Annotated in this window: 12 protein-coding genes and 1 other RNA gene; 9 read left to right on the top strand and 4 right to left on the bottom strand. The window is 44.8% G+C overall.

The window, feature by feature from the left end; genetic code table 11:
* Positions 1-151 precede the first annotated feature (151 nt).
* The 4 genes from rnpB to dapF form a co-directional block, all read right to left on the bottom strand.
* Positions 152-525: RNase P RNA component class A (gene rnpB, locus ZYMOP_RS09255), an RNA gene on the bottom strand.
* 58 nt (positions 526-583) lie between these two features.
* Positions 584-1,513, bottom strand: a complete 930-nt coding sequence (gene ftsY, locus ZYMOP_RS01105) for a signal recognition particle-docking protein FtsY (protein WP_013933519.1) — start codon at positions 1,511-1,513, stop codon at positions 584-586.
* Entirely contained in the window at positions 1,510-2,772 is a 1,263-nt protein-coding gene (gene mtaB, locus ZYMOP_RS01100) for a tRNA (N(6)-L-threonylcarbamoyladenosine(37)-C(2))-methylthiotransferase MtaB (RefSeq protein WP_013933518.1), read from the bottom strand. The genes ftsY and mtaB overlap by 4 nt, the downstream gene beginning before the upstream one ends.
* The gene (gene dapF / locus ZYMOP_RS01095) at positions 2,769-3,578 is read right to left on the bottom strand and encodes a diaminopimelate epimerase (protein ID WP_013933517.1); all 810 of its coding nucleotides are present in this window, start codon (positions 3,576-3,578) and stop codon (positions 2,769-2,771) included. Before dapF ends, mtaB begins: the two co-directional genes overlap by 4 nt.
* A 429-nt stretch (positions 3,579-4,007) precedes the next feature.
* Between dapF and ffh the strand changes: the two genes are divergently transcribed.
* The 9 genes from ffh to ZYMOP_RS09515 all read left to right on the top strand — a co-directional run bounded on the left by ffh (position 4,008) and on the right by ZYMOP_RS09515 (position 13,344).
* Positions 4,008-5,432 carry a signal recognition particle protein gene (ffh, locus tag ZYMOP_RS01090; RefSeq protein ID WP_013933516.1) on the top strand — a complete coding sequence of 475 codons (1,425 nt, stop codon included), beginning with the start codon at positions 4,008-4,010 and terminating at the stop codon, positions 5,430-5,432.
* Positions 5,433-5,476: 44 nt separating this feature from the next.
* Positions 5,477-5,902 carry a 30S ribosomal protein S16 gene (gene rpsP, locus ZYMOP_RS01085; RefSeq protein ID WP_013933515.1) on the top strand — a complete coding sequence of 142 codons (426 nt, stop codon included), beginning with the start codon at positions 5,477-5,479 and terminating at the stop codon, positions 5,900-5,902.
* 4 nt (positions 5,903-5,906) lie between these two features.
* Positions 5,907-6,395, top strand: a complete 489-nt coding sequence (gene rimM / locus ZYMOP_RS01080; RefSeq protein WP_013933514.1) for a ribosome maturation factor RimM — start codon at positions 5,907-5,909, stop codon at positions 6,393-6,395.
* On the top strand, positions 6,392-7,141 hold the full coding sequence (gene trmD / locus ZYMOP_RS01075) for a tRNA (guanosine(37)-N1)-methyltransferase TrmD (RefSeq protein WP_013933513.1): 750 nt from the start codon (positions 6,392-6,394) through the stop codon (positions 7,139-7,141). The genes rimM and trmD overlap by 4 nt, the downstream gene beginning before the upstream one ends.
* Complete coding sequence (gene rplS / locus ZYMOP_RS01070) at positions 7,138-7,515, top strand: 50S ribosomal protein L19 (protein ID WP_013933512.1); 378 nt, start codon at positions 7,138-7,140, stop codon at positions 7,513-7,515. Before trmD ends, rplS begins: the two co-directional genes overlap by 4 nt.
* A gap of 164 nt (positions 7,516-7,679) precedes the next feature.
* A complete protein-coding gene (locus tag ZYMOP_RS01065) occupies positions 7,680-7,889 on the top strand; it encodes a hypothetical protein (RefSeq protein WP_013933511.1) in 210 nt (69 codons plus the stop codon).
* A 118-nt stretch (positions 7,890-8,007) separates the two neighbouring features.
* On the top strand, positions 8,008-8,685 hold the full coding sequence (locus ZYMOP_RS01060; RefSeq protein ID WP_013933510.1) for a ParA family protein: 678 nt from the start codon (positions 8,008-8,010) through the stop codon (positions 8,683-8,685).
* The gene (gene bcsA, locus ZYMOP_RS09520; RefSeq protein WP_013933509.1) at positions 8,675-13,147 is read left to right on the top strand and encodes a UDP-forming cellulose synthase catalytic subunit; all 4,473 of its coding nucleotides are present in this window, start codon (positions 8,675-8,677) and stop codon (positions 13,145-13,147) included. The genes ZYMOP_RS01060 and bcsA overlap by 11 nt, the downstream gene beginning before the upstream one ends.
* Positions 13,144-13,344, top strand: coding sequence for a hypothetical protein (locus ZYMOP_RS09515; protein WP_013933508.1), 201 nt, complete (start codon positions 13,144-13,146; stop codon positions 13,342-13,344). The genes bcsA and ZYMOP_RS09515 overlap by 4 nt, the downstream gene beginning before the upstream one ends.
* Positions 13,345-13,393: the final 49 nt, after the last annotated feature.

Genomic DNA, 13,393 nt, shown 5'->3' with positions numbered 1-13,393 from the left:
CAAAAATCGAATCCCCAAAGAACGAATTTTTACAGCGCTACAATTCGGGGGAAAGAGTTACATACTTCTTTTTCTAAAAGAAAAGCAAATAAGTAAATAAAACAAAAGAATGCGCTCAAAATAATTACTTATACTTTAATGAGTCAATCTCTTAGCCAGAGGATCTATAAGCCGGGTTCTGTCCACCAGCCAAGCTGGATAGGCGACCATTCATCTAAAACCAGAATTACTTCTGGTTTTCAGCAACCAACCCGGATGACGGGGCGGAGCCAGCCCATATGCCATCCCTATTCGGTTTTGCTCCCGGTGGGGTTTACCCTGCCATTTTCGTTACCGAAAATGCGGTGCGCTCTTACCGCACCTTTTCACCCTTACCTCCATTACAAAAGTAAGAAGGCGGTTCGTTTTCTGTGGCACTTTCCCTAAGGTCACCCTCGCCGGATGTTATCCGGCACCGTTACTCCTTGGAGCCCGGACTTTCCTCCCGCATGAAAACTTCATACCGGCGGCCGCCCGATCCTCTGGCTTAAGAGGGTGATAACAAAAATCGTCCCGATGTCGAGCGCTATTATTGCTACCAGCTTTAATTATGCGGTAATCCTACAATAGCCCGAGCAACTGCTTCGGGGTCAAAGGGTCGTAAATCATCCAAACTTTCACCAACACCGATAGCATGAATAGGTAAGCCATATTTTTCAGCGGCAGCTACCATAATACCCCCGCGCGCGGTACCATCCAGTTTCGTCATAATCAGGCCGGAGACGCCCGCGATTTCTTTAAAAACCTCGATTTGTGACAATGCATTTTGCCCATTCGTCGCATCCAAGACTAAAATGACATCATGCGGAGCAGCGGGATTAAGACGTCCAAGCACCTTTCGGATTTTGGCCAATTCATCCATCAATCCAACTTTATTTTGTAAGCGGCCTGCCGTATCCACTATTAAAGCATCTGTACCTTGTGCGGTTCCTTCTTTAAGTCCTTTAAAAACAAGACTTGCAGCATCTGCGCCTTCCTCACCGCTAATAATCGGGACATCTAGTCTTTCTGCCCATACCGTCAGTTGTCCGATAGCCGCCGCGCGGAAGGTATCCCCTGCCACCAACATGACTTCATAATCCAATTCCTGAAACCAATGGGCAAGCTTGGCGATAGTCGTCGTTTTTCCCGAACCATTAACACCGATAACTAAAATAACCTGAGGTCGTGGAAAAGCGACAATCTCGATAGGTTTAGCAACCGGTGCCAAAATTTTTGTTATTTCTTGTGCGACGACTTCCCGAACTTCAATTTCGGTAATGCCTTGGGGAAAACGTTCACTAGAAAGCCGGTGGCGAATACGCTCGGCTGTACCAGGGCCAAGGTCACACGCAATCAACGCTTCTTCAATTTTATCCAAGGTTTCGTTATCAAGCGCCGCTTTAAGCGCAATAGACGATAGATTTTCACTTAACCGATCAGATGTCCGTTTCAGACCCAAACCGATTTTTTTATACCAAGGCGTTTCACTCATAATTTTTTACCGATCAGGCCATCTTTATCCGCGCTGGTAACAGCGATTTCAACAATCCCGCCTTCTGTAACAGGTTCAGCAAGGCGGATAGGCGCAAATTGTGGCGTATGGCCACGATAGCCATCCCCTTCTAATAACACCGATTGATGACTACCTATCAAGCTTTGTAGCCAAAGCTGTTGTTGTTTGGCCGCCGCTTCCCGTAACTTCCCGGCACGTTCTTTGATAAAAGCCGTATGGACTTGGGGCATTCTGGCAGCAGGCGTGCCTTGGCGAGGTGAGTAAGGAAAAATATGCCCGAAAACGATATCACAATCTTCAATCAATTGAAGAGAGTTTTTTGCCATCTGCTCATCTTCTGTCGGGAAGCCGGCGATTAAATCAGCGCCAATTACAATTTGGGGCCGTTTTGCCTTTAGACGAGAAACCAATTCTATTGATTGGGCACGGGTATGTCGCCGTCTCATCCGCTTTAAAATCAGGTCATCCCCTGCTTGTAGGGACAGATGGACATGCGGCATAATCCGTTCATCCCCCGTGATTAATTCGAACAAATAATCATCCACCCCATTAGGATCGAGTGAGGAAAGTCTTATCCGTTTTAGCGCTTTTATCTGTGTTAACAGATGGTCGATCAAATGGGCGAGTGTATCTTGTTCCGATAAATCATCCCCATAAGACGTAAGATCAACGCCGGTGAGAACTAATTCTTGGTGACCCGCTTCTACCAAGCGTTCTGCACAGCGGATAATTTCTTCACGGGAAGCGGAACGATTGCGTCCTCGTCCTTGCGGAATAATACAAAAGCTACAATTATGATCGCAGCCATTCTGAATTTCTAAAAAAGCGCGACTATGCTCACTGAAAGCGGTAATGAGATGAGGGGCCGTTTCTTTTAAACTGTTAATATCCGCGACCTGCACCCGATCTTCATCAGATTGTTGATCAGAAAAAGCAAAGGATTGGATTTGATGCTTTTCGATATTCCCGATAACACGGGATACTTCTGGCATTTTGGCAAAAATTTCGGGATCAATTTGCGCGGCACAGCCCGTTACGACAATACGAGCATCAGGCCGTTCCCGCCGTGCACGGCGAATAGCTTGTCGCGTTTGTGCGACAGCACGAGACGTCACAGCACAGCTGTTGATAACAATAAGATCCTGACTACTCTCTTTATTAATCAAGGACTGCCTTATAGATTCACTCTCAGCAATATTAAGACGACATCCTAAGGTAATAATATCAGGTTTACTCATGAAAAATTAGCCCAGTCGGCTTCACCCTTAAAGACATATTGGGCAGGCCCTTGCATAATAATATGCCCTTTTTCATTATCATTTAAAAGTAACTGCCCCCCCGGTAAGTCAATCAAGGTTTTACCCGAAACGAGACCCCGTTTTTTAGTGACAGCAAAAGTCGCACAAGCCCCCGTTCCACAAGCCCGTGTTAAACCGGCACCGCGTTCCCATGTGCGCATTTTCAGGTGATTTTTACCCACCACCATAACGATATTGACGTTGATCCTTTCGGGAAACAACGGATCATATTCAATAATTGGCCCTAATTGACCAAAATCAATAGCATCGACATCCTCAACAACGAATACCAGATGTGGATTTCCTATGTTCACAGCCGTGGGCTGTTTTAAATTTCCCCATGCAACCGGCAGAGCCAACGTATCCATAGCATATTCCAAAGGAATTTCCTGCCATGAAAAACGGGGTTGCCCCATATCAACACAGGCGCCCTCATCCGCTAAACGCGCATCGAGCAAACCGGCGGCTGTACGGATTATGACGTCATGCCCGATAAATACAGGCACACAACGGGTAGCATTACCGCAGGCCTCGACTTCGGAACCATCAGCATTCCATATTTGCATCGAAACATCGGCTTGTTCGTCACCAGTACCGATAATGATAAGCTGATCACAGCCAATACCCGTATGACGGTTACTTAAAGCCTGCGCGCGCGCAGCATTCATTTGGATAGGCGTTTTTCGGGCATCCAGAATGATGAAATCATTACCAAGCCCATGCATTTTATGGAAAGAGAAAGTCATATCGGCTCTCTAGCTGATTTTTGTTTTTGAGGAAATCGGTCTGATAGAAGATCAAATGGATTCCATAAATATTTTTCAGACAGAATCTATCTAAAAATCAAAGTTTCATAGCAAAAATTTCAAGATAAATCCTATACACTTAGAAATTAAAATCTTTTTATATCAATGTATTATATTAATTTTTTCCAGAAAAGAGAGTATCGCTTGCCAAAGAGTGACTACTTCCGTAAAAGGACAGAAATTTTGTGATAGACATCTGTATTATAAGCCTTATGTCGCACGTCGGTCAGCGAGTTTTCGCCCACCGGCGTATTTTGCGTTTTTAAGGTGTAAAATATAGTTTTTTACAAGGTATCGGAAATATTCTTCTGATCGGTTTGATAGCTTGTCGTAATCTTATCATTACGGCTTATACGGGAAGGGATGGCGATGTTCGGCAGTCTTAGCGAGCGCTTAAGCGGAGTCTTTGATCGGCTGCGTGGTCGTGGTGCCCTTAACGAGGATGATGTCCGCCAAGCAATGCGCGAAGTGCGTATTGCCCTTTTGGAAGCGGATGTTGCCTTACCGGTTGTTCGTGATTTTGTTAGTAAAATTACAGAACAAGCTATTGGTCAAAATGTTTTAAAATCGGTAACACCAGGCCAACAAGTCGTTAAAATCGTCCATGATGGGCTGATTGAGATGCTGGGTGCCGAGGCAAGTGATCTTAATCTTGCGGTCAATCCGCCTGCTGTCATTTTAATGGTAGGTTTACAGGGTTCAGGTAAGACGACGACTTCTGCCAAATTAGGCAAAAAGCTTACCGAAAAAGACAACAAACGTGTTTTAATGGCGTCTTTGGATGTCCATCGTCCAGCAGCGCAAGAACAATTGGCCACCTTGGGAACGCAAGCCAATGTTCCCACCTTACCGATTGTTTCAGGTCAGCAACCAGTCGAAATTGCTAAACGCGCGTTAACGGCTGCCCGATTACAGGGCTATGACGTTGTTATTCTGGATACGGCTGGGCGGCTTCATGTCGATCAGTTGCTGATGGATGAAATGAAGGCTGTTGCAGACAGCACTCAGCCTATTGAAACTCTATTGGTTGTTGATGCGCTGTCGGGTCAAGATGCCGTCAATGTCGCCCGTAGTTTTTCAGAGCAGGTAGATCTTACCGGCGTTATATTAACGCGTATGGATGGGGATGCCCGCGGTGGTGCAGCGCTTTCCATGCGTGCAGTCACAGGTAAGCCGATTAAATTTGTCGGAACCAGTGAAAAGCTTGATGGTCTTTCGCCTTTCCATCCTGATCGGGTGGCGAACCGTATTCTTGGTATGGGGGATATTGTTTCCTTGGTCGAAAAGGCCAGCGAAACGATTGAAAAGGACGAAGCAGAAGCCTTGGCAGCCAAAATGGCCAAAGGGCGTTTCGATTTTAATGATCTCAAGAAACAATTTGGTCAAATGCGCCGTATGGGTGGGGTCGGGGCACTTGCCTCGATGTTGCCCGGTGTCAAGCAGATCAAAAATGCGATGGCAAATGGTCAGGTTGATGACCGGATTCTGATTAAAATGGAAGCCATGATTGATTCCATGACGCCCAAGGAAAGAACGCGTCCGGAACTCATCAATGCCAAACGCAAAATTCGTATTGCCAAAGGATCCGGTACAACCGTTCAGGAAATAAATCGGCTTTTAAAAATGCATCAGGAAATGTCTTCAGCGATGAAACGTCTGAAGAAACTGGGTGGCATCAAAGGCTTGATGAAAATGCTGGGCGGGGGTGGCTTGGACGGGGGTGGCCCGCCTATGCCGCCTGCGGGGGGTATGCCGGGACTTCCTCCCGGTTTTGGTGGCTTTGGCCGTAAGTAATTTAATAACAAATATTTCTAGTTTTTTGGTGAAAGGAAAATATAATGGCCGTTTCAATTCGTCTTTCTCGTGGTGGTGCTAAGCGCCGTCCGTATTATCGTATCGTTGTTGCTAATTCTCGCAGCCCGCGCGATGGCTCTTTCATCGAAAAGATTGGTAGCTACAATCCTCAGCTTTCCAAAGAAGATGAAAATCGCGTCATCGTAGACCTTGACCGCGCTCGTCATTGGTTATCTGTGGGGGCACAACCTACCGATCGCGTTGCTCGCTTCTTTGATGCAGCAGGTCTGTTAGAACGCGCTGCTCGTAATAACCCGAAAAAAGCAGAACCGGGTGAAAAGGCTAAGGAACGGGCTGAAGAACGCGCTCAAAAAGCAGCTGATGCTGCTGAAGCTGCCAAGGCTGCCAGCGAAGCGCCTGCTGAACCCGCTGTAGCAGAAGAAGCAGCTGCGCCTGCAACCGAGGCTTAATTTTATGATAGCCGCCGATCGTCCCATTACGCTTGCAGTCGTAACAGGCGCCCATGGCGTAACAGGAGAGGTGCGGCTAAAGCCTTTCACCGAGGATACGGCTCAATTTAAAGCCTATGGTGTATTTGAGGCGAACGGGTCATCGTTAACGCTGAAAAAATTACGACCTGATACCAAAGGTTGGGTTGTTCGTTTTTTAGAAATAACGGATCGTAATCAGGCCGAAGCTTTACGGGGAACTGCTTTAACAGTACCCCGTAAGGCTTTACCGGATTTACCGGCTGATGAATATTACCATGTTGATTTAATTGATTTGCCTTGCCTTGATGAGACGGGTAATAAAATTGGTATTTCCGTCGCTGTCGAAAATTATGGTGCGGGCGACATTCTTGAAATAGAAAAAGCGGATCAAAAACGGTTTATGGTACCGATTGCTCAAGCCGTTACTTTTCAAGATGATCATCTTGTGATTGCCGCCGATTTTATTGAATGACCCCCTCTTTCTCAGCGTCCGTTCTTACGCTTTATCCCGAAATATTCCCTGGGCCCCTTGGCTATAGTTTAGCCGGCAGAGCCTTAAAGGAAGGTATCTGGTCACTGGATACTATTCCTATCCGTGATTTTGCTACTGACCGTCATCATACTGTGGATGATACCCCCTCAGGTGGCGGTGCCGGAATGGTTATGCGTGCTGATATTTTAGCGCGTTCGCTGGATTATGCGTGTCAACAAAAACCACAACTTCCGGTGTTAGCTATGACGCCACGAGGCTATCCTTTGACACAGTCTAAGGTAAGACAACTAGCTTCCGGCCCCGGAGCTATCATTCTTTGCGGTCGTTTTGAAGGCATTGATGAACGGCTGTTCGAAGCCCGATCCATTGAGCCTATTTCCATTGGGGATTATATTTTGTCCGGTGGCGAAACGGCGGCCTTTACATTGTTAGATGCTTGCATCCGATTGTTACCTGGCGTAATGGGCGGAACCACAAGCGGGGATGAGGAAAGCTTTGAATCCGGCTTGCTGGAATATCCCCAATATACCCGTCCTGTTGAATGGGAAGGGTTATCGATTCCCGAAGTGCTACGATCTGGGAATCACGCGCATATTAAAGCATGGCGGCAAGCTATGTCAGAACGCGATACAAGGCTAAGGCGGCCAGATCTTTGGGAACACTATCGGAGTGTTCAGGTCAGTCGCCCTCTGGCGCGTGGCAAAAAAGACAGGAATGAAAAATGAATCTTATTCAGACTCTGGAAGCAGAACAGATCGCCAAACTGCAGGAAAAAAAGTCTATTCCAGATTTCCGTGCGGGTGATACCTTAAAAATCGGTGTTCGCGTTGTTGAAGGTGAACGTATCCGTATTCAGTTTTATGAAGGCGTCTGCATCGCACGTTCAAATAAGGCTATCGGTTCTTCTTTTACGGTTCGTAAGATGTCTTTTGGTGAAGGCGTAGAACGCGTTTTTCCACTGTATTCGCCCAATGTTGATTCAATTGAAGTTGTCCGTCGCGGTGTTGTCCGTCGTGCAAAACTTTATTATCTTCGTGGTCGTACAGGTAAGGCTGCACGTATTGCGGAACGTCGTGACAATCGGGTTGGTAAAAACTAATCAAGCGTTTTTTTCTAAAATCCTGATTTTCAATTCAATAAAGGACGTCGACAGTAGTCGGCGTCCTTATTTTTTTTCTTAACCTATAGTTTACGCTTCTCGGATATTGTCTTTTTAAATCAGATAAAAATAGAAGGTAAAATTTTTCATTTCAGGAGAAATTTATGTCACACGCTAAAAAAGCTCTGCCTCAAGATGTAGATAATCTCTTGAAAGATATTGACCAAGATAATTTACCTTATCGTGTTTACGATAACAGAAATGCGGCAGAATGGCATCACTGGCCATTATTAGAAAAGGCTGCGCAATATATTTCTTGGAAGATTACTCATAACAAGTCATTAGAAAAATCCGAAATGATTATAAATCCATAATATTAACCTTAATTTTACTTAATCACTATTACAAAAAGACAGAAAATTTTAAATATCTAATAAATATCACGAGGGGTATTTTATAAAAACTGTCTATTTTTATTAAGAAAGACTTTATATGTTGGTATTGTTTCATTCATTCAAGGGAGGGGTAGGGGTCACTACAGTCGTAGCCAATCTGGCTATGGCTTTATCCCGCTTTGAACAGCAAGTAGCGCTTGCTGACTTAACAGGCCAACAATCTTTAACTTTTCACTTGGGAACAGAAGAAAATACTTCTGATTCCGCAAAAGTCGACACAATAGCTGATATAGATATCCCGCTTTTATCAGCCTCTTCCATTGAAGAATTATTAAGTTTTTCTAAAGAAATAGACGAAGATAATGGTTTTATCTTGGTTGATTTAGGTACTGAAAATCTAGAGTTATTAGAGGTGCTTAATGAGAACAATCAAGCCTTAGTAATAACTATTCTGGCTCCCAATGCAGGATGTATGGCTTTATTACCCGAAGCTTTTGATAAAACCCATTGTTATATTTTAAATGCTGTCGAACCCCGTTATGATTTTCAAAGAGCCGCGGCACAGTTTGTTCAAGATATGGCCGAGGATAATTTAATCGGTACTATCCGCCGAGATGAAGCGCTTAATGAGGCGCTAGGTAAACTTGAACGTTTGAATATTTACGCTCCTGCTAGTGCCGCCTTAAATGATTTTGACAGTATCGCCCAACAGATTCTTCTGATGCTTGGAAGGCAGACAATGGTTAAGCCTAAGGCCTCAGCCCATGTTTCATAAATTCCGCCTTAATAAGTCTGAAATGAAACGACTGACAGAACAGGCTTGGGCCTCTTCATTACAATGGCCTTTGATTATCTTGATTATACTAGCCGCTATTATTGTCATCGCGGTGCCGCTACCCCTAGATTACCAGTGGGTTTATGGTTTGTCTTTAATGGGCACTACCCTCTTAATAGATCGTAGCCCTTCCCATTATGCCTCGGTTGTTATCTGTCTCTTCTCAACCTTAACCTCCTCTCGTTATATTTTCTGGCGCATAACTCAGACGCTCCGTTTTGAGCATATTATGGATGCTATCTTTGGTGGCGTCCTTTTTATGGCAGAGCTTTATGCATGGATTATTTTAGTTCTTGGCCTTTTTCAGATATTGTGGCCTTTAAAGCGGCCTGTCGTAAAAATTAAAGGGCCTGACAAGGATTTACCCACCGTTGATGTTTTAATTCCAACGTATAATGAAAGTATGGAAATCGTCCGTAATACCGTTTTTGCTGCGATGGGGATGGATTATCCGCCTGATCGTTTTAAAGTATATTTGCTTGATGACGGTAATCGTGAAGAATTCAGAATTTTTGCTCAGGATGTCGGATGCCATTATTTAACGCGTAGCGATAACCACAACGCTAAAGCCGGTAATCTTAATGCTGCTTTAAAGCGGACTGATGGCGATTTTGTTTGTATTTTTGATTGTGATCATGTTCCGACACGGGCCTTCTTGCAAATGACCATAGGTTGGCTTCAAAAAGAGCCTAACCTTGCTTTGGTCCAGACACCTCACTTTTTTTATTCCCCTGATCCTGTTCAAAGAAATGTGCCCGGTGGCGATGAATTACCGGGCGATAACGAATTATTTTATGGTTCTGTCCAATGCGGTAATGATCTTTGGGATGCCACATTTTTTTGTGGTTCCTGTGCCATTCTGCGACGCGAGGCCTTAAACGAAAATAACGGATTTTCAGGTGAAACGGTAACCGAAGATGCCCATACAGCGCTTCGACTTCAACGTCGGGGTTGGGATACAGCCTATATTAATATCCGTCTTTCGGCTGGTCTCGCTACGGATACTTTATTAGCCCATATCAAACAACGGGCGCGTTGGGCGCGCGGCATGACACAAATTTTAAGAATTGATAATCCTCTATTTGGTGGTGGTTTAACGATAGCGCAGCGTCTTTGTTATATGAATGCGCTGTTACATTATCAATTTGCTTTGCCACGGGTCATATTTTTGATTTCTCCCTTGGCCTTCATGCTGTTCAATTCCAGCATTATCCATGCTTCTGCCGTGATGGTTTTTGCGTATGCCATACCGCATCTATTTTTATCTCTTTGGGCACATGAACGGCTTAGTAGTGGCCGCCGTCAACCTTTTTGGGGTGAAATCAATGAAACCCTTTTAGCCTTCCATCTTATTAAACCCACCTTGGTGACCTTTTTTAATCCAGATAAAGGAAAATTCAATGTAACCGATAAGGGAGAACGGATGGAAGATGATTATTTTGATGTTCAGTCTGTTCGACCTCATCTTATTACAGCAGCCTTTCTTTTTCTGGGTCTTATTGTTGGTTCAATAAAGCTTTTCTTTCCGAATATATTTCATATCCAAGCCTCTGTTTTATTCTTAAATATGGCATGGGCGGGTTTTAATTTAATTATTCTCTTGGCCTCGGTCGCTGTTGCGCATGAAAGCCGACAAATTCGGAACACGGTCCGTTTTCCTTTCCATATTCCGATCTCTCTTTATTTTGAGAATGGGCGCGTGCTGGATAGTATTACAGATAACATCTCTTTAGGCGGACTCGCGATTTCGTTGCCGAAAGGATATGACTTAAAAGAGCATCCAATAACCGATGTTACGATGACGTTAGATGGCCGAGATTTCGCTTTACCTGTAAAATTAATCAATCAGAGCGGCTCTCTGGTTCGATTACAATTCGAAGTACTGTCCCTTGATGTTCAAAAAAAACTTGTGGCTGCTCTTATGGGGCAGGCTGACGCTTGGTTAAATTATGGAGCCGATGAAAAACCAATCTCAACCATAGCCTCTATGCGCCATATTCTAAAAATTATCTTTGGCTTGCTGCACTACCGTCCAAAAAAACGCGTGGATAAAAAAGCCGCCATAAAGCAAGAGGTTATTAAAAAAGTGGCTACTGTAAAAGCAACGGCGGCCGGCCTGATATTTTTAACTGTAGCCGGTTTTTATAATCATCAGGCATCCGCCAAAACAACGGTTTCCTCATCAAAAACCACCCTATCATCAGATGAAGTTACAATCGCCGTGCCTTCTACCGCACAGCAAGGCCATATCTCCTTTGAAAATATGGGGATAGGTCAGACTATTCATTTGGTGGGTGTTTTAGGGGAAATGGGTATTCCCTTTGGTCTTAGAAGTGATGAGACGGTCGCCCGTGCCAATTTAAAACTAAGCTTAAGTTACTCACCATCCTTGTTAAGCGATCTCAGCCATTTGGTTGTTTTGGTCAATAACGAAGTTGTTCGCTCTATTCCGCTTTTGCGAGAAAATGCGAATGGACTGGATATTACCATACCCGTCGAACCAGCCCTTTTCTTACCCGGTGAAAATCGCATTAATCTTCGTTTTATTGGTCACTATACTCGAGAGTGCGAAGATCCTGTCCATAGTTCGCTTTGGATGAATATTTCCAATAAACGTTCTTTTCTTGATCTGGCTATGGTTAAAACGCCTATCGAGGCTAATCTCGAAAGGTTACCAGCGCCCTTCTTTGACCGGTTTGATACAGGAAGACTTTCGTTACCTTTTGTTTTTAGTTCCATGCCTGATGAAGACATGCTTGAATCTGCAGGTTATGTGGCTTCATGGATCGGGAGTTCTCGCGGTTTTCGAGGCGCTTCTTTTGTCCCGATGACAGGTAGCATTCCGACGGGAAATGCGATTCTATTTACAACGGGCAAAAATCCGATTGCTGGTCTTGGTGATGATCATATCAGTGGGCCGACTATTGAGATTGTTAAAAATCCTTCTGATCCTTCTAGCTTGATTCTGGTCATTATGGGCCGGAATGGAGAAGAATTAAAACAGGCGGCGGCGGTTCTTGCTTCAAGAAGTGCAGCGCTTGAAGGGGCACGTGTAGTCGTCGATGACATCAAAATCCCTAGTTATAAAGAATATGAAGCGCCGCGATGGATAAGAACTGACCGAGCTATCAAACTAGCAGAATTGGTTCAGTCACCACAAGATTTAATCGGTAACAGCATTATGCCGGGGCCGTTAGACGTCAATTTCAAAGCAGCCCCCGATTTATTCTTTTGGCCATGGTCAGGCCCAAGAATGAATGTCAGTTATCGTTATCCTTATGGAAGTTGGCTGGATAGGAAGCGTTCACGATTGGATATATCGCTTAATTCGCAATATGTCTCTACGTTACCTATCGGCCAAAAAACATGGATTGATCGCTTACTGGGGCGTGATGGTGCCGTTGGCATCCGAAACCAAGGGAAACGGGCCATTCCCGGATACATGATGGCACCTAATAACTATCTTAGTTTCTTCTATGACTTACAGCTAGCCGATAAAGGGCGTTGTCAGGCGGTATTGCCCAATAATGTGCGCTCTTCGATTGATCCTATAAGCACCATCAACCTGATGAATGCCCATCATTTAGCCCGTTTACCTAGCTTAGCCTTATTTGCAGGGGCAGGTTATCCCTTTACCCGCGTTCCTGATTTAGGTGACAGTGTCGTCTTGATGGAAGACCATCCGACAATGGGCGCTATTCAGGCTTATCTGGGCATTATGGCACGCTTTGGCAACACAACCGGCGCCGCCGTTACCAGACTCTCAGTTCAGGAAGGAATTAATCCAGATCGCTTGAAGGGTAAGGATGTTTTGATAATCGGCGGCCCTGCGCTTTCTGAAAATAATAATTTATTGGAAAATGCGCCGGTTCGTTGGGACGGGCAACATTTGACGTTAAAAGAAAGACCTTTTGTCAGTTTCTTTAGCCGATTTTTCCACATGACTTCGCCTGAGGTCCCGTCTTATCCTGATCAAGATGTCGCCGCGACTATCTCTTCTTCCCAATTTCAAGGTTTAATGGCTTGGCGGTCACCCTTTGATAGCCGTCATGATGCTGTAGCGTTGCTAGCCCTTGATCAGACAAAGCTTCCCGATTTCGTGTTATCTTTTGATAAGAAACAAAACGATGGCCAGATCAAAGGCGATCTCGCCCTTAATACTATTAACGGTATTCGCAGTTTCCAAGTTGGGCCTCTTTATTGGCGAGGTTCTGTGCCTTGGTGGCTGTGGATGGGTTACTGGGCTAGTAACCATCCGTTAGTAATGATTGTGATAACATTATTCATCGCCCTTTTGTTGGCTGTACCCATCGGCACCTTGCTTAGAATTCAGCAACAACGCCGTCTTGAGCATGCCACCGAAGAGAACGCACCAGAGAATAATGATGAGTCTGAAGCATGAAACGGATAACAGGAATTACATTAGCCTCTTCATTAGCAGGTGCGATGGTTTTGGGTTCGTTGACGATCAATGCAGTCGCCAGCCCGACAACAGGCAATAAAAAATCAATTTCTACGGATAGTAACGCGCCTTCTTCGGGTAAAGCTGTTGGAAGTGGGGGTGCTATTCAGCTTTTGCGTAATCAAGCTATCTTCTGAAAAAATAGAGGTCGTCCCGATTTAGCCGCTAATGCCTGGCAGCGGTTAT

It is taken from the genome of Zymomonas mobilis subsp. pomaceae ATCC 29192 (genome assembly GCF_000218875.1).
GTDB lineage: Bacteria > Pseudomonadota > Alphaproteobacteria > Sphingomonadales > Sphingomonadaceae > Zymomonas > Zymomonas pomaceae.
Note: the sequence above shows the minus strand (reverse complement) of the source record. Positions and strands in the feature narration are given on the sequence as shown.

Coding starts and splice junctions, on each gene's coding strand:
- rplS (WP_013933512.1), top strand. CDS start 7,138: ATGAATCTTATTCAGACTCTGGAAGCAGAACAGATCGCCAAACTGCAG.
- rpsP (WP_013933515.1), top strand. CDS start 5,477: ATGGCCGTTTCAATTCGTCTTTCTCGTGGTGGTGCTAAGCGCCGTCCG.
- ffh (WP_013933516.1), top strand. CDS start 4,008: ATGTTCGGCAGTCTTAGCGAGCGCTTAAGCGGAGTCTTTGATCGGCTG.
- mtaB (WP_013933518.1), bottom strand. CDS start 2,772: ATGAGTAAACCTGATATTATTACCTTAGGATGTCGTCTTAATATTGCT.
- ZYMOP_RS09515 (WP_013933508.1), top strand. CDS start 13,144: ATGAAACGGATAACAGGAATTACATTAGCCTCTTCATTAGCAGGTGCG.
- bcsA (WP_013933509.1), top strand. CDS start 8,675: ATGTTTCATAAATTCCGCCTTAATAAGTCTGAAATGAAACGACTGACA.
- dapF (WP_013933517.1), bottom strand. CDS start 3,578: ATGACTTTCTCTTTCCATAAAATGCATGGGCTTGGTAATGATTTCATC.
- rimM (WP_013933514.1), top strand. CDS start 5,907: ATGATAGCCGCCGATCGTCCCATTACGCTTGCAGTCGTAACAGGCGCC.
- ftsY (WP_013933519.1), bottom strand. CDS start 1,513: ATGAGTGAAACGCCTTGGTATAAAAAAATCGGTTTGGGTCTGAAACGG.
- ZYMOP_RS01065 (WP_013933511.1), top strand. CDS start 7,680: ATGTCACACGCTAAAAAAGCTCTGCCTCAAGATGTAGATAATCTCTTG.
- ZYMOP_RS01060 (WP_013933510.1), top strand. CDS start 8,008: ATGTTGGTATTGTTTCATTCATTCAAGGGAGGGGTAGGGGTCACTACA.
- trmD (WP_013933513.1), top strand. CDS start 6,392: ATGACCCCCTCTTTCTCAGCGTCCGTTCTTACGCTTTATCCCGAAATA.